This window comes from Saccharospirillum alexandrii (genome assembly GCF_004000275.1).
GTDB lineage: Bacteria > Pseudomonadota > Gammaproteobacteria > Pseudomonadales > Natronospirillaceae > Saccharospirillum > Saccharospirillum alexandrii.
Genome location: NZ_RCIP01000001.1, coordinates 861,689 through 880,329 on the forward strand (window position 1 = coordinate 861,689; position 18,641 = coordinate 880,329).

The window sequence follows — 18,641 nt, forward strand, 5'->3', positions numbered from 1 at the left end:
TCGTTTCCTTAACGAATGTGTCCGAATACCCAGGGGGTTTCCTGCTCGCGGCGGGTTTCATAGGCGCGAATAGCGTCGGCATCCTGCAGCGTCAGGCCGATGTCATCGAGACCGTTGATCAAGCAGTGTTTGCGAAACGCGTTCACCTCAAAGTCAAAGGCATCGCCCTCTGGCGTAACCACCTTCTGGTTTTCAAGGTCAATGGTCAGCTTGTAGCCTTCTGTACTGGCGACCGCGTCAAACAACCGGTCGACGATGTCATCGGCAAGCACGATGGGCAGCAGACCGTTCTTGAAGCAGTTGTTGTAAAAGATATCGGCAAAACTCGGCGCGATGATCGCTCGAAACCCATAATCCTCAAGCGCCCATGGGGCATGCTCGCGGCTTGAACCGCAGCCAAAGTTTTTGCGGGCCAGCAACACCTGGGCACCGGCATAGCGCGGCTTGTTCAGCTCGAAATCGGGGTTCAGCGGACGTTTGCTGTTGTCCATGCCCGGCTGACCTTCATCCAGATAACGCACTTCATCGAACAAATTGGGGCCAAAGCCGCTGCGCTTGATCGACTTCAAAAATTGCTTGGGAATGATCATGTCGGTATCGACATTGCTCCGGTCCATGGGGGCTACCAGGCCAGTCACCGTTGTAAATGGTTTCATGCTGCGCCCTCCTGCCAGGTGCGGATATCAACAAAGTGCCCTTTAATGGCAGCCGCAGCAGCCATGGCCGGGCTGACCAGATGGGTACGACCACCAAAGCCCTGACGGCCCTCAAAATTGCGGTTTGAAGTCGAGGCGCAATGCTCGCCCTGCCCCAGCTTGTCGGCGTTCATCGCCAGGCACATCGAACAGCCGGGTTCACGCCACTGAAAACCAGCCGCTCTGAAAATCGCATCCAACCCTTCCGCTTCTGCCTGTTGTTTCACCAGGCCGGAGCCAGGCACAACCATCGCCTGCTTGACACTGCTGGCAACACTGTGACCTTTCACCACGGCCGCAGCGGCCCGCAGATCTTCGATGCGTGAATTGGTGCAGGAACCAATGAACACCCGGTCGAGCCGGATCGATTCGATTGGCTGGTCGGCCTGAAGTCCCATGTACTCCAGTGCACGCACAACGCCTTTGCGGCTGTCTTCATCGGCCACATTGCTCGGGTTCGGTACCTTGCCGCTCACACCCGCCACCATTTCCGGCGAGGTGCCCCAGGAGACCTGAGGCTCGATATCGGCCGCCTGCAGCACGACTTCTTTATCAAAGGTCGCGTCTTCATCGCTGACCAGGGTGCGCCAGTAGTCGGCAGCGCGATCCCACATCTCACCTTTGGGCGCGAAGGGGCGGCCTTTGAAATACTCGATGGTGGTTTCATCTACCGCCACCATGCCGGCACGGGCGCCGGCCTCAATCGCCATGTTACAGACCGTCATCCGGCCTTCCATCGAAAGAGACTGCAACGCAGAGCCCGCAAACTCGATCGCATAGCCGGTACCGCCGGCGGTACCAATCTGGCCGATGATGTACAACACAACGTCTTTGGCGGTAATGCCAGGCGCCAGATCACCTTCAACCCGAATGCGCATGTTCTTCATCTTGCGCTGAATCAGACACTGGGTTGCCAGCACGTGCTCCACTTCGGAGGTGCCAATGCCAAACGCCAGCGACCCCATGGCCCCGTGCGTGGAAGTATGCGAATCACCACACACGATGGTCATGCCGGGCAAGGTCGCGCCCTGCTCCGGCCCAACCACATGCACAATGCCCTGATTGATGTCGTTCATGCTGAACTCGCGAACACCAAAGGCGGTGCAGTTATCATCAAGCGTGGTCACCTGAATACGCGAGATCTCATCACGAATACCCGCGACACCTGCCTGGCGTTCAGCCAGATCGGTAGAGACGTTATGGTCCGGTGTCGCCAGGTTGGTATCCAGCCGCCAGGGCTTGCGACCCGCCAGCCGCAAGCCTTCAAATGCCTGCGGCGAGGTCACTTCATGCAGCAGATGGCGGTCGATATAGATCAACGCCGTGCCATCTTCACGCTCGGATACTTTATGAGCATCCCATAATTTGTCGTACAAGGTCTTGCCGGCCATGCCGTCCCCTCCTGCGGAGTACCAGCTTCGACGCCTCCGTTTACTCCAGTTTCGGAATTCGCTCAGAAGACTAGCACCGGGTACCGGGTGTGTCTCTGTGGGGTAGTCCGCAGCATGGATGCTGCGGCCTAGGCTCCATGGATGGATTTACGCCGACCCCACAGAGGCATACCCGGTATCCGGTGCGGACCCATGCCAGCGAGGTGAACTTAACCCCGAAACTTGTGTAACCAAAGGCCTCAACGCCTGGTGATTTTTGGTTTTTGTCACGGTATTTGTCTGTGCTGCACAGTCTATGTAGACTGATGAATAATACAAATTTATTATTTTTATATTTTCCATAACCAACTGGAATACATATGGATCACACCAGCCTGGAAGCCTTTCTGGCCGTGGCCGAGACCGGCTCGTTCAGCCGGGCCGCCGAACGCCTGTTTCTGACTCAACCGGCTATTTCCAAGCGGGTTGCCAATCTGGAGCAATCGCTTGGGGTGCAACTGTTCGACCGGATAGGCCGGGATGTTTATCTGACGGAAAGTGGTCGTCTGCTGGTTGATCGGGCCGGTCGCATTCTGGAAGACATTCGCGACGCCCGCCTCGCCGTTAGCCAGGCCGGCAGTGATCAGGTTGGGCAGTTGAGCATTGCCAGCAGTCACCATATTGGCTTGCACTATTTGGGGCCTCTGCTTCGATCACTGACCGATCAGTTCCCGGATGCTCATCTGGACGTCCAGTTTCTGGAATCCGAACAGACGCTGCAAGCTATTGCCCGGCGCGATCTGGAACTGGCCTTTATTACGCTTCCCACCACCCTGCCGCGTGAGTTGCGCAAAGAAACCCTGTGGACAGACAAACTTGAGTTTGTTGTCAGCCCCGATCACCCCCTGACCCAGCGCAAGGGCAAAATACGCCTGAACGAGCTGGTGCATTTCAGGGCTATTTTGCCGGATGCCCAGACCACCACCTACCGGCTGATCGAACAGACTTTTCAGCGCCACCACCTGCCGCTGTCGCGCACCCTGGCGGTAAACTATCTGGAAACCATTCGCGCTCTGGTCGCCAGCGGCTTGGGCTGGAGCTTACTGCCACCGCGCTTGATCGATGACAGCGTAAGAGTATTGCCAGTGGAGCAGTTACAGCTAACCCGCCACCTGGGGGTGATCTGGCATCAGGGGCGAACTCTGAGCCGCGGGGCCGAAGCATTAATGGCGATTGCGCGTAACACTCCGGCCCCAGGCTAAGAGTACGGCCACCAAGCCGGCAACCAGCCCCGACAGATGCGATTGCACGGCGATGTCACCGCGAATAAAAACCGACACCCCGCTGGCCCCGCCTGCATAAGGCCCCGACAGGTTTTCAGTGACGACTTTAGTTACCAGAACCAGCGCTACTACCAAACGAATCAGCCCGCTGTAATGCGGGCTGCGCCATAGCCCCCAAATCAGCCAGCCATAAAGTAGGCCGGAGAGCCCGGCGTATTGACTATAGGGCCCAAATGCCAGCCAGAGACTACACAACAACCAGATCCATACAAAGGCCAGCGTATCCTGGCGCTGCCACTGGCCAGGCAGCAACAGCGCCAATAACACCAGGCCACCCTGGTTAACCAACCAATGAGACGGGTTTAGCTGGGCTACCCAGGCCGTCAGCGGGCGCCACAGGTCTCCGCTGGCAACGGCAAACCGATGATACTCCAGCCAGTCGGACACGCCGGCCAGAGAACCCAGCAGGCACAGTCCGGAGATCGACAGCAGTATTCTGATCGTCAAGGAGACTGACTGCGGCCAGCCGCGCCCGGGTAAAACGGTCATTTAAGATTCCTGTTTAGTGCTTCATCACAGCCTCAGGGTAAACCCTGGGCAGGATGCGGCAAAGTGGTTTTGCTGGCCGGGCGAACCCAGTACACTGCCCCCCTTTCGATTTCGACTGCCGATGGGAAGCTGGCTTAATGTGGTTTAAAAACGCACGTGTGTATCGTTTCACCGACGCCTGGTCTGGTTCTGAAGACCAACTCAACGAAAAACTGGCTCAAACGCCCTTCACTGGCCTGACGGCCCTTCAGGAAAGCGCCTTTGGCTGGGTCGCCCCGTTCAAGGACAGCCAGATGCTGTGCGAGAAAGTCGGCGATCGCCTGTTCATCACCGCTCAGGTTCAGGAAAAAATCCTGCCGGCCAGTGTATTGAACGAACAACTGGCGGAAAAAATAGACGCCGTCGAAGAAGCCGAAGGCCGCCGCCCGGGCCGCAAGGAAAAAGAGGCTCTCAAAGAGCAGTTGCGGGCCGAGCTGCTGCCCCGGGCGTTTCACAAAACCCGCCGTACCAGCGCCTGGATCGACCTGAAGCACCAGTGGCTGGTGATCAACGCGGCCAGCGAAAAAAATGCCGATGACTTCACCGCTCACCTGCGCGAAAGCATTGGCTCGCTGCCGGTCATTCCCGTTGGCAAATCCGTCGCGGGCAGCGCCATTCTGACTGAGTGGTTCCAGCAGCCCGAACGCCGGCCAGAAGGCACCGAACTGCTGGAAGACCTCGAACTGGTCATGGCTGAGGACCCGACGATCAAGGCACGCTACCGCAACCTCGATCTGGAAGCCCCGGAAATTGGCCACTCCCTCGACAGCGGCATGCGTATCCGCCAGATGGGCATTGTGCTGAACGATAACTGCCAGGCCGTCATCGACGACACCTTCACGCTGAAGCGCCTGAAGTTCACCGACACCCTGATCGAGCAAAGCGCCGACTCCGATGACCCGCGCACCGATGCGTTGCTGATGTCCGACGCCCTGACCGACTGGCTGGTCAAACTAGCCCCGCAATGGCGTGACACCGGTATCTGATTCGTCTAGTGGTTCGCTCTCGCGTCTTGAGTCAGGAATTCGCTGGGTAATGCGGCAGATTGCTTTCTGCTACTTCGGTGGCAAAACGGACTGTCGGGTACGTCTACTGGAGGCACGTCGTAAATACGTCCATGTAGACTCGGAGACCACATCCATGTGGTCTAACGGCCCCCAGTAGACGCACCCAACAGTCCTTCGCTACTCATTGGCTAAATCAGCGCGAATTTCTGACTCAAGACGCCAGAGCTCGTTATGCCGGACGCAATCGGTGTAAAGTTAATCATATATGGATACTATGCCTAAAGATTGACCGTGCAGATTCTCAGGAGGGACTCATGAAGTGGACGCTCGAATGGACTAAACACCCCCGCCTCTGGCTGGTAACCCTGTTGTGCCTGATCAGTGTCGGCGCCCTTGCGGAAAGCCAAATAGAGGTAAAAGAAACCTTCTACCGCTTAACCAAAGCAGAAGGTGACACCAATTTTAATCGTGCTGAAATCACCGAAGCCCGCCCTGGCGATCTGCTGGAGCTGGAAGTCGAGGCGGTTAATACTGGCAATCAGACACTCACGGATTTGTTGCTGGTGAATACCGTACCAACCGGTGGTGCTCAGCTCATAGAAGGCTCGTTCAAGCTGGACGGTCGCGACGGTGAGTTTCGCCTGTCACGTAATGGCAATACATTCTTCCCGGCCGGTGTCGAGATGCCCGCCAATGAGATTGGCTATATTCAGTGGCTAATCTACAGCTTGCCTGCTGGTGAACGCGCTGTGCTCAGCTATCGTTTGAGGGTGCCAAGGGCAGGTGAATAGACCAGGGAGCCTCTGAACAACTCCCCCAGGGCGCTGCGCGAGCTAAAACGTTCTGGCCAAGTGGGCGGCACTCCGACGCACTTCGCAGCGCAATGGCCGTAGCCCTTGTCAAGAAGTGCAACGCCGGGGCAGGACGTTTTAGCCGCGCCCTTCGGGTGGTGCGGCATTCCGACTTTCCGAGGAACGCTGCCACCGCGTTGGACTCATTTGAAAGGTCTAGACATTCCTGCATAAGTCCGCCTTGTGGCAACGTCCCTCGGATAAGCCAGAGCCCCGGGGGAGTTATTCAGAGGCTCCCTAGGTTTGGCTTTATGATTCTCAAATTGGCTAGAGCTAAGCGACGGGCGGCATGAGTGTTTATGTGGGGGTATCTGAGGCATGGAGCCGAAGTTAAGCCTACATGGACGTATTCACGGCGCCCCCACATAAGCACTCATGCCGCCCTTCGCGATTCTGCTATTGAACCGTTGCCCGGTTGATTTGTTGTAGGCGGGTGAAGCAGTCTTTCAGTGCGGCTTCAAATTCCGATTCTATCTTTTCGCGTTGCTGATCCTGGCGATGGCGCTCTGCCGGGGTCAGGTCTTTGCGAGCCTGGTGGGTATCGAACCCCTGCACCTGGTCGAATACCTGATCGAGCACCTGATACGACTGACGCTCGGCTTCTGGCAATTCCAGTGAATCGAGCAGAATCTTGCAGCGAATGGTCGCCTCGGTCAGGTTCAGGTCTTCTTCAAGCACGTTGGTCGAAATGATTTCCAGGCTTTGCAACACAAACGCCCGGCGCTCTTCGGTTTTCTGATCGTAAGCGGCCTGGGCTTGCTCGCGCGCTTGGGCTTGCTGTCGAACCTGGCGCTGCAGACGCCAGGCAATGGTGGCCAGTACGGCAATGATGATGATGGCGACGAGCGCCAGGCTGTAGAGTATCCAGGAGTTCATCGGAACGACCTCTGATTCGATTGGGTGATGATGAATGAAGGGCTTGCTGTAAATACGGCTGAGAGGCGGTTACAGGTCAGTTCCGGATTTTGTCAGGCATCGCCCGACTGATCCCTGTCGTACTCATCAGAACCGCGGCCAGTCTGGTCTTCCCAGGCCTCTTTCTGATCGCTGCGGCGGACTTCATCGCGAGGCAGGATGTTCAGCGTCTCTTCGGTCTCGCTCCACAGAATCACCAGATCGCCTTTCAACACACGGGCCCGGGCCAGCGGAATGGCGTCATCGAGACCACCCTCGACCAGACCCCAGTCTTCGCCCTGGCGCATCAACCACTCCCGGACAATACCATCCAGCGTTTCGGGCGCCAGCTCTTCGGCGGGTATGATCACGGTCTGGCTCGTCCAAACGACACTTCATGCTCCCATTCGCAGTGTACGGACAAATCATCACTCGGGGCGTGGTAGGCTCCGGGGCTGTCCCACTGAAAGGTATGGTTGCCAGACAGCTCGGTTTCAAGGTGCACCGTGGCCGAGACCCAGAACATTTTCTTCAACAGTTGTTCGAACTTGGCGATCCAGGCTTCCCAGTGGTACTCCACCGCCTGATAGGAAGCCGCAAAGTGGATGACCTGAGTCTGGTAAGTGCCCTGCTCCAGTTCTTCGGTCGGTATCGAGAACATGCTGGTGGTCAGGTAGGGAAAGCTGTCCAGATCGGTCAGGCTGAGAATGGCGTCGCAATTGACCAGCCGGCTGTTCAGCAGAAAGCGAGTGTCGTTTGACGGCACATCGCGAATGACGCCGTACACCAGGGTTTCCTGATCCATCTCAGCAACCCTCCCGCGGCAATCGGTTTAGATCGGCGGTTACGCCGGCCGTTATTGCCATAACTGGTGCTCCCTTAAAACCTCTAAAAATTGCGTTTCATCCATCACCGGCACGTCCAGGTCGGTGGCTTTTTTCAGTTTGCTGCCCGCCCCTGGCCCGGCGACCAGTTGGGTGGTTTTTGCCGACACACTGCCGGCCACCTTGGCGCCCAGGCGCTGCAGATAATCCTTGGCTTCATCGCGGCTCAGGGCTTCGAGTTTGCCGGTGACGACCCAGGTCTGCCCCGCCAGCGGCATTGAGCCGGATGCCGGCGCCGGGTCGGGCCAGACGATCCCCAGGCCGACCAGTCGCTCGATCTCCAGCCGATTGTTGGGCTCTTCAAAGAAATGGCGCACATGGGCCGCGACTTTGGGGCCGACATCATCGACCTCAAGCAACGCCTCTTCCGTGGCATTCCAGAGTTTTTCGAGGCCACCAAAATGCTGAGCCAGGTTAGCGGCCGTGGTCACCCCGACCTCCCGGATGCCCAGCGCATACAGAAACCTCGGCAAGGTGGTCTGTTTGGCAGACTCAATCGCCGCGATCACATTACTGGCGGATTTTTCGCCCATGCGATCGAGTTCGACCAGTTGATCGGCGGTCAGTTCAAAGATATCACCCGGGGTGTGCAGCAGCCCTTTTTCCAGCAAGGCGTCGATCAGCTTCTCACCCAGGCCTTCAATGTCGAGCGCCCGGCGCGACACAAAATGCTTGAGCGCTTCGCGGCGCTGAGCATCACAGTGAATGCCGCCGGTGCAGCGGGACACCGCTTCACCGTCTACCCGTTCTACGGCGGAGCCACAAACCGGGCAGGCCTCTGGCAGGGTGACTGGCCGGGCATCCGCCGGGCGCTGGTCTTCCAAAACCCGCACTACCTGCGGAATCACATCACCGGCACGGCGCACGATAACGGTATCGCCAATATGGACCCCAATGCGCTCGACTTCGTCCATGTTGTGCAGTGTGGCGTTGCTGACCGTCACGCCACCGACGAATACGGGCTCAAGCCGGGCAACCGGGGTCAGCGCGCCAGTGCGGCCGACCTGAAACTCCACATCCAGCAAACGGGTCAGTTCTTCCTGCGCGGGAAACTTGCGGGCAATGGCCCAGCGTGGCGCCCGTGAAACAAAGCCGAGACGCTGCTGCAACTGAAAGCTGTTGATCTTGTAGACGATGCCGTCGATTTCATACGGCAACTGATCACGACGGTCGAGCAATTGCTGATAGTAAGCCAGCATTTCCTCAAGACCAGTCACTACGCGGCTTTCCGGGTTGATCTTCAACCCCCAGCCCGCCAACGCATTCAACGTATCGTAATGAGTAACGGGCAACTGGCCGCCTTCGATGCGACCGACCGAATAGCAGCACATTTCCAGCGGCCGTTTGGCCGTCAACTGAGGGTCGAGCTGGCGCAAACTGCCCGACGCGGCATTGCGCGGGTTCACGAACACCTTCTCGCCCTGTTCCAGAGCCAGAGCGTTCATGCGCTCGAAGCCATCGCGCGGCAAGTAAATTTCGCCCCGCACTTCCAGCAAGGCTGGCCAGTCATCGCCACGCAGGCTCAGTGGAATGCTGCGTATGGTGCGGACGTTGGCGGTGATGTCTTCGCCCGTGGTGCCGTCGCCGCGGGTAGCGCCACGTACCAGGCGGCCGTTTTCATACAACAGGCTGACGGCGATGCCATCGAGCTTGGGTTCACAGGCCAGTTCCAGCGGCTCGGTGGTGTTCATCCGGTCTTGCAACCGCTTGTAAAAGGCTGCCATGTCGTCATCGCTGAAAGCATTGTCGAGCGACAACATCGGCACTTCGTGTTGCACCTGAGTAAAGCCGGCCTGGGGCTGGCCACCGACACGCTGAGTCGGGGAGTCTTCCCGCACCCAGTCTGGGTGTTCGCGTTCAATGGCGATCAGCGCCTGCATCAGCCGGTCGTATTCGGCATCCGGCATGCTCGACTCGTTAAGCACGTAGTACTCGTAATCAAGCTGACGAATGCGCTCTACCAGTTGGTCGAGGTCGGTGCGGCTGTGATGGGTCGTGTTCGGTTCGGTCATGCCGTTGGTCTGATCATTCGTGGGCCTGAATCAGTTGCGAGCGGGCAAAGTTGCGCAGCCGTTCGCGGTAATGTTCGACCCGTTGCGGCGTGACGGTACTGTGCTCTTCGTCGAGCAGGTCCGCATCCAGGTTTTTGCTTAAATACACCGCCATTTCGTACATGTGATCGAAAGACGTCATCATGTCGGCACGCAACGGCAACTGCATGAAAATGGTCACGCCGGGCGTGGTCATCTGGTCCATCGCGTCCGGATTCAGCGTACCCGGTTGCACGCAGTTGGCCAGGCTGAATTCCATCTGGCCCTGAGGGTTGCGGTAGTGAAAAATATCGAGCGGGCCGAAACGCAAACCAGCACGCAGCAATAGTTCCAGCAAGTCACCGCCCGCTATCTCGCCCTTGTCGCGGGCCATCACATGCATGATCACCAGCTCCTCGACCGGGCGCGTGTCTTCCTTGTATTCAGCGTCTCGCTGCGGTTGGTCTGCCGCTTGCGAGTCGGTGGTTGTGTCCGGTTCCGGTTCTGACTGTGCCTGGTCGGGTTCTTCTGCTTCTTTAGACGCTTCCAGCTCGTCAGACTCGTCATCTGCGGCCAGGTCGTCCGTTTCGTAAGAGGGCGAATCGGCGGCATCGGGCTCTCTTGCCGGAGCCAGATCGTCAGTGTCTGTCTCTGCGTCGTCCTGGGCGTCTTCATCCACGGCGCTGAAATGCCAGTCAGAATCCCAGTGCTCTGTGTCGTTGTCTTTGGCGGAAATCGACGGCTGCGAACCTGAGCCGTGTTGCGCTGTTGGCGCTGTTTTTTTCGGTTCAACCACCGGTTCTTGCGGGTCGGGCTCCCGGTCAAAATCGAGGGCCTGCTGCTCTACCCGGCCATCGGCAGGGGCTGGTGTTTCCCGTTCGGCCTCTGGTTCGGCATCGACCGAATCCATCAACATGGGTACCCGCTCGCGCAAATTCAGCCGGGAGGAAATGACTTCGCGCTCCTCTTCGGTCATGTCGCGCACGCGCGCACCGCCGTTTGGCAGCTCGCGCGCCAGTTCCGCTTTTTTCTTTTCTTCTTCCGGGTCGGGCCCCAGGTCGGTTACCGGACGGCGGGGCTTGGGCTTACGCAGTTTCATGCGGCGCACCCCGTCCCAGACGATCACGGCAATCAACACGATGCCCAGTATGATCAGTACGTCACGCAATTCCATTCGCTGGTCCCCGTTACATGGCTGCCAATTCGGCAGCCTCCTCAACATTCACAGACACCAGGCGCGACACGCCCGGCTCATTCATGGTCACACCCATCAGTTGGTGCGCCATTTCCATCGCAATCTTGTTGTGGGTGATGTAGATAAACTGTACGTGTTCGGCCATAGCCTCCACCAATTTTGCATAACGTCCGACGTTGGCATCATCCAACGGCGCGTCCACTTCATCCAGCATACAGAACGGCGCCGGATTCAGCCGGAAAATACTGAACACCAGGGCGATGGCCGTCAGTGCCTTCTCGCCGCCGGACAACAAATGAATGGTGCTGTTCCGCTTGCCCGGCGGCCGGGCCATAATCGCCACACCGGTATCGAGCAAGTCATCGCCGGTCAGCTCCAGATAAGCATGGCCACCACCGAAGACCTTGGGAAACAGCTCCTGCAACCCCTGGTTCACCCGATCAAAGGTTTCCTTAAAGCGGGTGCGGGTTTCGCGGTCGATCTTACGAATCGCATTCTCCAGTGTCTCCAGCGCTCGCTGCAAGTCCTGATCCTGCTCATCGAGGTAACGTTTACGCTCACTTTGCGTCTGGTACTCTTCGATCGCCGCCAGATTGATCGGCCCCAGCCGCTGAATTTTCGCCGCCAGCCGCTCAAGGCCCGCCTCCCATTCCGCCTCGTTGGCGTTTTCTGGCAAATTGGCGATGACGGTATCCAGGTCAAACTGCTGCTCGGCCAATTGTTCGGCCAGCGTCGCACGCCGGGTAATCTGGGTCTGGGCTGCCATTTTGTGTTGCTCAAGCTCGGTGCGCACTGACATCGCTTGCTGGTCAGCCACCACACGCTGCTGCTCCAGTGAGCGCATTTCGGCATCTGAGCTTTCCATGGCGGTGCGCTTTTCCTGCAGCGATTCTTCCAGTTCCAGTCGCGCTTCGAGTTTGATTTCGAGCGTCTCGCGCAAGTCGTCCAATGGGTCCAGGCGGTCGTCCATCTGGGATTTCAGACGCTCCAGGCGCTCCTGTGCGCGTTCTTTTTGCTGTGCAGCGCGCTCCAGGGCACCGTTCAACGAGTTCACTTCGGTCTGAAGCGTCTGTTGTTTCAATTGCAGTTGATGCTGGGCATCGCGTGCCTGGCGGACGGCATCGCGCTTTTCGTCGAGGGTAATGCGGTGCTCTTCGCGCTCGGCCATCAGGGCTTCGCGCTCGTCGACATCTTCTTCCATGGAATCGAGTGACTGCTGCAGTTCTTCGCGGTCCATGGCCAGGGTTTCGCGCTCGGCGGCCATTTGCGTTTCGACTTCCTGAATGTCTTCGTTCAGGCGGGCGCGGCGCTCGCGCATCTGCTCGGCCTGTACCCGGCGGCCACTGAGTTCCGATTTGGCTTCGGCCAACTGACGCGACAACTGCTGGTTGTCGCGCTGCACCTGCTCACGCTCTTCCTCAATGGCCTTCTGCTGCATCAGCGCCATGTTCAGGCTGACCTCGAGGTCTTCCTCAACCGCTTCGAGTTCGTCGAGTTCATCGACCAGGGTTTCCAGTTCCTGCTGTTGGCTGAGCAGGCCGTCGGAACCGCCCTCCCCGCGCCGGATACGCAACCAGTTATGGCTGATCCAGACGCCATCCGGAGTAATCAGGCTTTCGTGCGGGGCCAGGCTTTCCCGGCGCGCCAGTGCCTCGTCGAGGCTGGTGGCGGTGTAAACCGAGGCAAGCCAGGGCGAAAGATCACGATCACACTGCACCTTGCGCAGCAACGACTGACTGGTATCGCCCACATCACGGGTGCGCTCGGTAGACAGCAGCGTCAGAGTACCGTCCTGAAACCGACTGATGGCGCCGCTCACAGAATCGAGCGAGTCAATGGCAATGGCCTGTAAGCGATCGCCCAATACGGCCTCGACCGCCGCTTCCCACCCGGGCTCGACGCTCAATTCCTGCGCCAGACGCCGCGCTTCGCGCAACTGATGACTCGCCAGCCAATCGCGCACACCCTGGGCTTCATCGCCCATGGCAGCCTTGATCAGTGCCTGCAAGGTCGCCTGACGGCCCTGTTTCTGCTGCAATTGCTGGCGCACGCTGTCGTGTTCACGCCGCTTGGCTTCGGCCTGCTCGCGGCTGCGCTGTTGCTGTTCGGCCAGTTCGTCCATGCGCGTCTGGAATTGCTCGGCGCGCATCTCCAGTTCATCGGTCTGGTCGATCAGGGCTTCGAGGTTCTCGGCGTCCGGATCAGCCGCCAGTTGATCCCGCTCACGGTAGAGGGTTTCCTGTCGGCGGTGCAACTGCTCGATCACTCGCTCCAGGTGCTGAATGCGCGACTGAGCGACCTCGGCCTGACGTTTCGGGCCCTGGGCATTCTGGTTGAACTGGTCCCAGCGGCTTTGCCAGTCTTGCTGGCGCTGTTCCAGATCGGCCAGTTCATCGGCGGCCAGCATCACCTGTTCTTCGGCGGCCTCCAGCTCGGGGGCCAGCATTTCCAGTGTTTCACGGGCCTCTTCCACCCGGTCGCTGTCGGACTGGCTGGCCTGGGTGGCTTCCTGCAGTGTGCGCTCCGCGTCCTGAATATCCTGAACCAACTGGTGGCTCTGCTCCTGACGGTGCTGCATGGTCTGTTCAAAGCGTGCGATTTCGTTGCCGAGTTGGTAGTACTGCGCCTGAACGTCATTGAAGGCTTCAGTGGCGGTGTGATGCGCTTCGCGTAAGGCCTCAATGTCCGCATCGATGCGGCGTTGCTCGGTCACGAAGCTTTCGTAGCGGGTTTCGAACTCGGCGATGCGCATGTCCTGCTCGGCCACTTCGCGGTCGAGCCCCTGCCAGCGCAAGGCGGACAATTGCGCCCGGGTGGTGCGTTCTTCCTGTTTAAATTCCTTGTACTTCTCGGCGGACTGCGCCTGGCGGTGCAGATGCTGCAGCTGGCGCTCCAACTCTTCGCGGATGTCGGTCAGGCGTTCCAGGTTTTCGCGGGTGCGACGCATCCGGTTTTCGGTTTCTCGGCGACGCTCCTTGTAACGGGAAATGCCAGCCGCTTCTTCAATGGTGTTGCGCAGGTCTTCCGGTTTGGCTTCGATCAGCCGGGAAATCATGCCCTGTTCGATAATTGCATAGCTGCGCGCGCCCAGACCGGTACCCAGAAACAGGTCGGTGACGTCTTTGCGGCGGCATTTGGTACCGTTCAGAAAATAGGTTGACTGGCCATCTCGCGTGACCCGGCGGCGAATCGCAATTTCGTTGAAGGCGGCATATTCGCCTTTCAGGGAGTGATCGGAATTATCAAACACCAGTTCGACCGAGCACTGGCCAACCGGCTTGCGGGCGTTACTGCCGTTGAAGATCACATCGGTCATCGACTCGCCACGCAGGTGCTTGGCGGATGACTCGCCCATTACCCAGCGTACCGCATCGATGGTGTTGGATTTACCACAGCCGTTCGGGCCAACGATGGCCGACAAATTGGTCGGGAACGGGATGGTGGTCGGGTCGACAAAGGATTTGAACCCGGCCATTTTAATGCTTTTCAATCGCATAGGGCGATGTCAGTCCAGGGCTGGCGGGCCCGGCATCATGCCAGGCCCCACGATCGAATCAATGCGTTCGATTCTAGCGTCAATCGCGGCCGGTTGAAACCGTCTCCCGGCGTCGATTTTTAGTGCCAGATCAAGGACTTAGATTTCCCGCAAAAATGTGACTCCGGTCAACCCGCATCCAGACAACAGACCCGCCATCAGGGTTGGCGCACCTCCAGGTCGACCTGGAAGCTGTTCTGTTCGCTGAGGTCGAGTGTCACGTCCTCGGCCACCCAGTCACCAGGAGCGGGTTCTGCAACCCCCTCAAAGGACACTCGGGCTGTTATGACTACCTCGCTCTGCCCACTGAGACCACCCATACCACCCATGGCGTCAGCATCGGTCAGTACAACTCTCATCTGACGGGAAGCAACCGGCACGCGTCTAACGGCCAGGGGCATGCGCGCATCAGTCGGTCGCGCATACACAAACAGCACGGCCGTTTCCGGCAACCCTTCCCAGGCCGTCGGCAACGCCAGTCTTACATCGATGCTGGGGCCGACATCGGCTTCATAGTCGACTCCCTGCTCAGCCAGAGCCGCTTCGGACCGGCTGATGAATTCATCGATCAATTGGGTGTCTGCGTCTTCGCCGGCCAGGCGCTTCAGCCGGGTCCAGTAATCAATGGACGACCGGTAAGACGCCAACTCAAACGTTAGCCGCCCGGCAAAGCCTAGCGCCAACGTATTTTGAGCGTTGTATTCGAGCGCTTCCTGAAACCGCTCAAGCGCCGGTTCGGCTTGCTCCTGAGCCCAGAGCGTCTGGCCAAGGTAGGCCAGAATCATTGACTCGTCTTCAGCGTTGCGGGGGCCTTCACGCAACAGCGTCAACACCCGCTCCAGGGTAGGCTGCGCCCGGCTGAACTGTCCCAGCTCCATTTGCATGTTGGCCAGCCGAAACCAGCCTTCCATGTCGTCCGGATGCTCCTGCAGTAGGGCTTCATAGCCGTCCAGCGTTTCCATGAGCTGGGCTTCTGTCGGGTTCGGGGCCGTTGCCAGATCGATGAAGTTTTGGCGAACCTCTACCGCATCGGCTGCGCCCCACACACCATAGAGCCACCAGGCCGAGGCCGACATGACAACACCAACACCAACCACCACAACCAGGGGCACGGCCCGGCCGGGGTCCGTATCGCTGGCCTTGCGGGTATCTTCCAGCAAGGCCCGTTCGGTCTCCGCCCTGAACTGTTGATAGTCGGTGTCTTCCAGATCCCCGCGCTGATGCTCTTCGTCAAGGGCCAGTAACCGGTCCTTGTGAATGCGGATCGACTCGGCAACCGAGTCTTGTTCGTTGGCGTTGCCGCGCCGTCGCGCCAACGTCGCCACGAACATCAGTGCTACCAGCAAAAGTGCGCCAAATACAAGAATGGCCATAGGGGTTAAGAATCCTTATCCAGCAGGGTCTGTAGACGCGATCGGTCATCGTCACTGAGTTCGTCGGGCGGCTCGGCTCCCGAGCGACGCGCCAGCCAGGCCACCATCAGGCCACCGAGCAACAGGGCCATCACCGGGCCCAGCCAGAGCCAGACGGTGCCCCAGTTCAGACGAGGCTGGTAGATCACGAATTCGGTGTAACGGTCGATCATGTAACTGACCACCTGATCGTCGCTGTAACCCAGATGCAACAACTCGTAAGTCTTGTTCCGCATGTCTTCCGCTATGGGAGAGTTGGAACCGGCGATGTTCTGGTTTTCACATTTGGGACACCGCAATTGCTGAGTGAGATCGAGATATCGCTCCCGCAAGGTGTCGTTGTCGAATATCAGGGTTTCCTGCTCGGCCACGGCAAACAGCGAAATAAACAGCAAACCTGCCGCGATCAGTCGGTTACTCCATCGCATCGTAAACCGCCTTTAGCTTGTTTTCCCACAGGGCAGAATCAATGGGCCCCTGAAACCGGTGGCGAATAATGCCGGATGAATCCACAAAAAAGGTTTCCGGTGCGCCGGTGACACCCAATTCAAAGCCCAGGTCGCCATTAGGGTCGAACACGTCTATATCGTAGGGGTTCGCGTAATCACGCAGCCAGGTAACCGCCAGCTCCCGGTCATCCTTGTAATTGACACCGATGATGCGCACCCCTTCACTGGCCAAACTGTTCAGATAGGGGTGCTCAAACTTGCATGAGGGACACCAGGTTGCCCAGAAATTCATCAGGTAAGGTTCGCCGTCAAGGCTCTCTTCGGTCAAGGTACGCTGACTGTCGTTCACATCGGTCAGTCGAAAGGCGGGCATTTCACGCCCTTCCAGCGCTGAATCCATTTCCTGTGGGTTGACCCCGGTCAACAGGGCAAAGGCGAACAACGCCATCATGGCGGCAATGGCCACCAGCGGCATAAAAAAAACCAGTCGTTTGCTCATAACGTCACCCCCGATTTCCTGCGGTAACGCCGGTCCAGCACCGCGACTACACCACCGAGCGCCATGAAGATGGCCCCGAGCCAGATCCAGCGGACAAAGGGTTTCACCTGCAACCGTAGCGACCAGACCTGACGGCTGTCGTCCAATGGCTCGGCCAGGGAAGCATACAAATCCCGGAACAGACCGGCATCGATACCCGCTTCCGTCATGGTACTGGACTGTACCGTATAGAACCGCTTCTCCGGGGTCAGTGTTGCCACTTGCCGATCATTGCGGAAGACATTCAGAATGCCTTCGTCACCCCGGAAATTCGATGCACCAACCGCTCGGGTTCCCTCAAACTGGAACTGATAGTTTCCCATGGTAACCCGATCTTCAGGCCCCATCCGATAATCGCGGGTCACCTCATAATTGGAGACCAGCACCACCCCAATAACTGAAAACACCAGACCCAGGTGCGCCAGCCACATTCCCCAGAAGCCGCCGCCGGCGCGCGCCAGTGCCCGCCAGGGGTTACTGGCATTGCGCGTACGATCGAGCAGCAAGCGCACCAGACCGGCCAGCAACCAGAATGCCAGTGCCAGTCCCAGCCAAACCTGCCAGTGAAAGCGGCCGGAAATCAACAACGGCAATACCAGGCCCGCCACAATGGCAACCGGAATGCCAACTTTCAGCAAGGTGGTCAGGTTGTCTGCCGGGTGTCGCTTCCAGCGCAGCAGTTGCCCTACAGCAACCAGCGAGAGCAGAAACACCATAAAGAAATTGAACATGGCGTTAAAATAAGGGGCACCAACCGAAATCTTGCGCAGGTTAAGCGCATCGAATACCAGCGGGAACAGGGTACCCAGCAGAACCATGAAGGTGATGACCACCAGAATGATGTTGTTGAATTGCAAGAACGTTTCCCGCGACAACAACTGGTATTCCCCGGCTACGCGTATTTGCGAAGCGCGCAATGCATAAAGCAGCAGAGAACCGCCAACCGTCACCAGCAAAATCGCCAGAATAAAGACACCGCGCTCAGGGTCAGTGGCAAACGAATGCACACTGGTAAGCACGCCACTGCGTACCAAAAAGGTACCCAGCAGGCTAAACGAGAACGCCATGATCGCCAGCAGCAGCGTCCAGGATTTAAACAGGTTACGCTTTTCCGTCACCGCCTGGGAGTGAATCAGCGCTGTACCGACCAGCCAGGGCATGAAGGAGGCGTTTTCCACCGGGTCCCAGAACCACCAGCCGCCCCAGCCAAGTTCGTAATAGGCCCACCAACTGCCAAGCGCAATACCTATCGTTAAAAAGGCCCAGGCCACATTGGTCCAGGGGCGCGACCAGCGTACCCAGCTGGCATCAAACCGACCGGTAATCAGAGCGGCAATGGCAAAGGCGAAGGCCACCGAGAAACCCACATAGCCCATGTAGAGTGTCGGCGGGTGCAAAATCAGCCCGATATCCTGCAACAAAGGGTTCAGGTCGGCACCGTCGCCCGGTGGAATCGGCAACAGGCGATCGAAGGGGTTGGAGGTTTCCAGTAAAAACAGCAGAAAGGCGACGGCAATAATACCCATAACGCCCAACACAGCGCTCTTCAGTTCGAGCGACAAACTGCGGGCAAACAGACTGACAGCGACGGCCCAGCCGGCCAGCATGAGAATCCACAACAACATGGAGCCTTCATGGTTGCCCCAGGTGGCGGATATCTTGTAAAACCAGGGCAGTCGGGTATTTGAATTTTCCGTAACGATGCGTACGGAGAAGTCGTCGTTAACAAAGCTGGCGACCAATAAGCCAAACCCAATACTCAGAAAGACGAAAAGCCCCCAGGTCCAGGCGGGCGCGGTACGCTGAAAACCCGGATGACCGGCGATCACACCATACAGCGGCATAGTGGCCAGACCGATGGCCATCAGAAACGCGAGGATCAGGGCAAACTGTCCAAATTCCGGTAACAT

Annotated in this window: 16 protein-coding genes; 3 read left to right on the top strand and 13 right to left on the bottom strand. The window is 58.3% G+C overall.

The window, feature by feature from the left end; all coding sequences use genetic code 11:
• Window positions 1-8: 8 nt before the first annotated feature.
• Both leuD and leuC read right to left on the bottom strand, forming a co-directional pair.
• Window positions 9-656 (bottom strand): 3-isopropylmalate dehydratase small subunit, encoded by a 648-nt coding sequence (leuD, locus tag EP166_RS04025; RefSeq protein WP_127555499.1) that lies wholly within the window; start codon window positions 654-656, stop codon window positions 9-11.
• Window positions 653-2,086 (bottom strand): 3-isopropylmalate dehydratase large subunit, encoded by a 1,434-nt coding sequence (leuC, locus tag EP166_RS04030; protein WP_127555500.1) that lies wholly within the window; start codon window positions 2,084-2,086, stop codon window positions 653-655. The genes leuD and leuC overlap by 4 nt, the downstream gene beginning before the upstream one ends.
• A 359-nt stretch (window positions 2,087-2,445) precedes the next feature.
• On the opposite strand from leuC, the gene EP166_RS04035 reads away from it, so the two are divergent.
• Complete coding sequence (locus EP166_RS04035; RefSeq protein WP_127555501.1) at window positions 2,446-3,327, top strand: LysR family transcriptional regulator; 882 nt, start codon at window positions 2,446-2,448, stop codon at window positions 3,325-3,327.
• Here EP166_RS04035 and EP166_RS04040 read toward each other — a convergent pair.
• Window positions 3,289-3,897 (bottom strand): rhomboid family intramembrane serine protease, encoded by a 609-nt coding sequence (locus EP166_RS04040; protein WP_127555502.1) that lies wholly within the window; start codon window positions 3,895-3,897, stop codon window positions 3,289-3,291. The genes EP166_RS04035 and EP166_RS04040 overlap by 39 nt on opposite strands.
• 137 nt (window positions 3,898-4,034) lie before the next feature.
• Between EP166_RS04040 and EP166_RS04045 the strand changes: the two genes are divergently transcribed.
• Together EP166_RS04045 and EP166_RS04050 are read left to right on the top strand one after the other, a co-directional pair.
• Window positions 4,035-4,922: a recombination-associated protein RdgC gene (locus tag EP166_RS04045; protein ID WP_164743803.1), complete on the top strand. Its 888-nt coding sequence runs from the start codon at window positions 4,035-4,037 to the stop codon at window positions 4,920-4,922.
• 335 nt (window positions 4,923-5,257) lie between these two features.
• Window positions 5,258-5,734 (top strand): DUF11 domain-containing protein, encoded by a 477-nt coding sequence (locus tag EP166_RS04050; RefSeq protein ID WP_127555504.1) that lies wholly within the window; start codon window positions 5,258-5,260, stop codon window positions 5,732-5,734.
• A 456-nt stretch (window positions 5,735-6,190) separates the two neighbouring features.
• On the opposite strand, the gene EP166_RS04055 is transcribed toward EP166_RS04050, so the two are convergent.
• The 10 genes from EP166_RS04055 to EP166_RS04100 all read right to left on the bottom strand — a co-directional run bounded on the left by EP166_RS04055 (window position 6,191) and on the right by EP166_RS04100 (window position 18,641).
• Window positions 6,191-6,670, bottom strand: a complete 480-nt coding sequence (locus EP166_RS04055) for a DUF2489 domain-containing protein (protein WP_127555505.1) — start codon at window positions 6,668-6,670, stop codon at window positions 6,191-6,193.
• Between the two features lie 92 nt (window positions 6,671-6,762).
• Window positions 6,763-7,059, bottom strand: a complete 297-nt coding sequence (locus tag EP166_RS04060) for a YheU family protein (protein WP_127555506.1) — start codon at window positions 7,057-7,059, stop codon at window positions 6,763-6,765.
• Complete coding sequence (locus EP166_RS04065; RefSeq protein ID WP_127555507.1) at window positions 7,056-7,493, bottom strand: hypothetical protein; 438 nt, start codon at window positions 7,491-7,493, stop codon at window positions 7,056-7,058. The genes EP166_RS04060 and EP166_RS04065 overlap by 4 nt, the downstream gene beginning before the upstream one ends.
• A gap of 51 nt (window positions 7,494-7,544) precedes the next feature.
• On the bottom strand, window positions 7,545-9,584 hold the full coding sequence (ligA, locus tag EP166_RS04070; RefSeq protein WP_127555508.1) for an NAD-dependent DNA ligase LigA: 2,040 nt from the start codon (window positions 9,582-9,584) through the stop codon (window positions 7,545-7,547).
• Window positions 9,585-9,597: 13 nt separating this feature from the next.
• Entirely contained in the window at window positions 9,598-10,776 is a 1,179-nt protein-coding gene (zipA, locus tag EP166_RS04075; protein ID WP_164743804.1) for a cell division protein ZipA, read from the bottom strand.
• Between the two features lie 13 nt (window positions 10,777-10,789).
• Entirely contained in the window at window positions 10,790-14,293 is a 3,504-nt protein-coding gene (gene smc, locus EP166_RS04080) for a chromosome segregation protein SMC (protein ID WP_127555510.1), read from the bottom strand.
• Window positions 14,294-14,490: 197 nt separating this feature from the next.
• On the bottom strand, window positions 14,491-15,705 hold the full coding sequence (gene ccmI / locus EP166_RS04085) for a c-type cytochrome biogenesis protein CcmI (RefSeq protein ID WP_127555511.1): 1,215 nt from the start codon (window positions 15,703-15,705) through the stop codon (window positions 14,491-14,493).
• Between the two features lie 5 nt (window positions 15,706-15,710).
• Window positions 15,711-16,172, bottom strand: a complete 462-nt coding sequence (locus EP166_RS04090; RefSeq protein ID WP_127555512.1) for a cytochrome c-type biogenesis protein — start codon at window positions 16,170-16,172, stop codon at window positions 15,711-15,713.
• Window positions 16,159-16,692 carry a DsbE family thiol:disulfide interchange protein gene (locus EP166_RS04095; protein WP_127555513.1) on the bottom strand — a complete coding sequence of 178 codons (534 nt, stop codon included), beginning with the start codon at window positions 16,690-16,692 and terminating at the stop codon, window positions 16,159-16,161. Before EP166_RS04095 ends, EP166_RS04090 begins: the two co-directional genes overlap by 14 nt.
• On the bottom strand, window positions 16,689-18,641 hold the full coding sequence (locus tag EP166_RS04100; protein ID WP_127555514.1) for a heme lyase CcmF/NrfE family subunit: 1,953 nt from the start codon (window positions 18,639-18,641) through the stop codon (window positions 16,689-16,691). The genes EP166_RS04095 and EP166_RS04100 overlap by 4 nt, the downstream gene beginning before the upstream one ends.

Bases quoted from the DNA above. Each gene is read 5' to 3' on its own strand.
- EP166_RS04055 (WP_127555505.1), bottom strand. From the start codon at position 6,670: ATGAACTCCTGGATACTCTACAGCCTGGCGCTCGTCGCCATCATCATC.
- EP166_RS04065 (WP_127555507.1), bottom strand. From the start codon at position 7,493: ATGGATCAGGAAACCCTGGTGTACGGCGTCATTCGCGATGTGCCGTCA.
- leuD (WP_127555499.1), bottom strand. From the start codon at position 656: ATGAAACCATTTACAACGGTGACTGGCCTGGTAGCCCCCATGGACCGG.
- EP166_RS04090 (WP_127555512.1), bottom strand. From the start codon at position 16,172: ATGCGATGGAGTAACCGACTGATCGCGGCAGGTTTGCTGTTTATTTCG.
- EP166_RS04045 (WP_164743803.1), top strand. From the start codon at position 4,035: ATGTGGTTTAAAAACGCACGTGTGTATCGTTTCACCGACGCCTGGTCT.
- EP166_RS04040 (WP_127555502.1), bottom strand. From the start codon at position 3,897: ATGACCGTTTTACCCGGGCGCGGCTGGCCGCAGTCAGTCTCCTTGACG.
- EP166_RS04050 (WP_127555504.1), top strand. From the start codon at position 5,258: ATGAAGTGGACGCTCGAATGGACTAAACACCCCCGCCTCTGGCTGGTA.
- EP166_RS04100 (WP_127555514.1), bottom strand. From the start codon at position 18,641: ATGTTACCGGAATTTGGACAGTTTGCCCTGATCCTCGCGTTTCTGATG.
- EP166_RS04035 (WP_127555501.1), top strand. From the start codon at position 2,446: ATGGATCACACCAGCCTGGAAGCCTTTCTGGCCGTGGCCGAGACCGGC.
- ligA (WP_127555508.1), bottom strand. From the start codon at position 9,584: ATGACCGAACCGAACACGACCCATCACAGCCGCACCGACCTCGACCAA.
- leuC (WP_127555500.1), bottom strand. From the start codon at position 2,086: ATGGCCGGCAAGACCTTGTACGACAAATTATGGGATGCTCATAAAGTA.
- smc (WP_127555510.1), bottom strand. From the start codon at position 14,293: ATGCGATTGAAAAGCATTAAAATGGCCGGGTTCAAATCCTTTGTCGAC.
- EP166_RS04095 (WP_127555513.1), bottom strand. From the start codon at position 16,692: ATGAGCAAACGACTGGTTTTTTTTATGCCGCTGGTGGCCATTGCCGCC.
- ccmI (WP_127555511.1), bottom strand. From the start codon at position 15,705: ATGGCCATTCTTGTATTTGGCGCACTTTTGCTGGTAGCACTGATGTTC.
- zipA (WP_164743804.1), bottom strand. From the start codon at position 10,776: ATGGAATTGCGTGACGTACTGATCATACTGGGCATCGTGTTGATTGCC.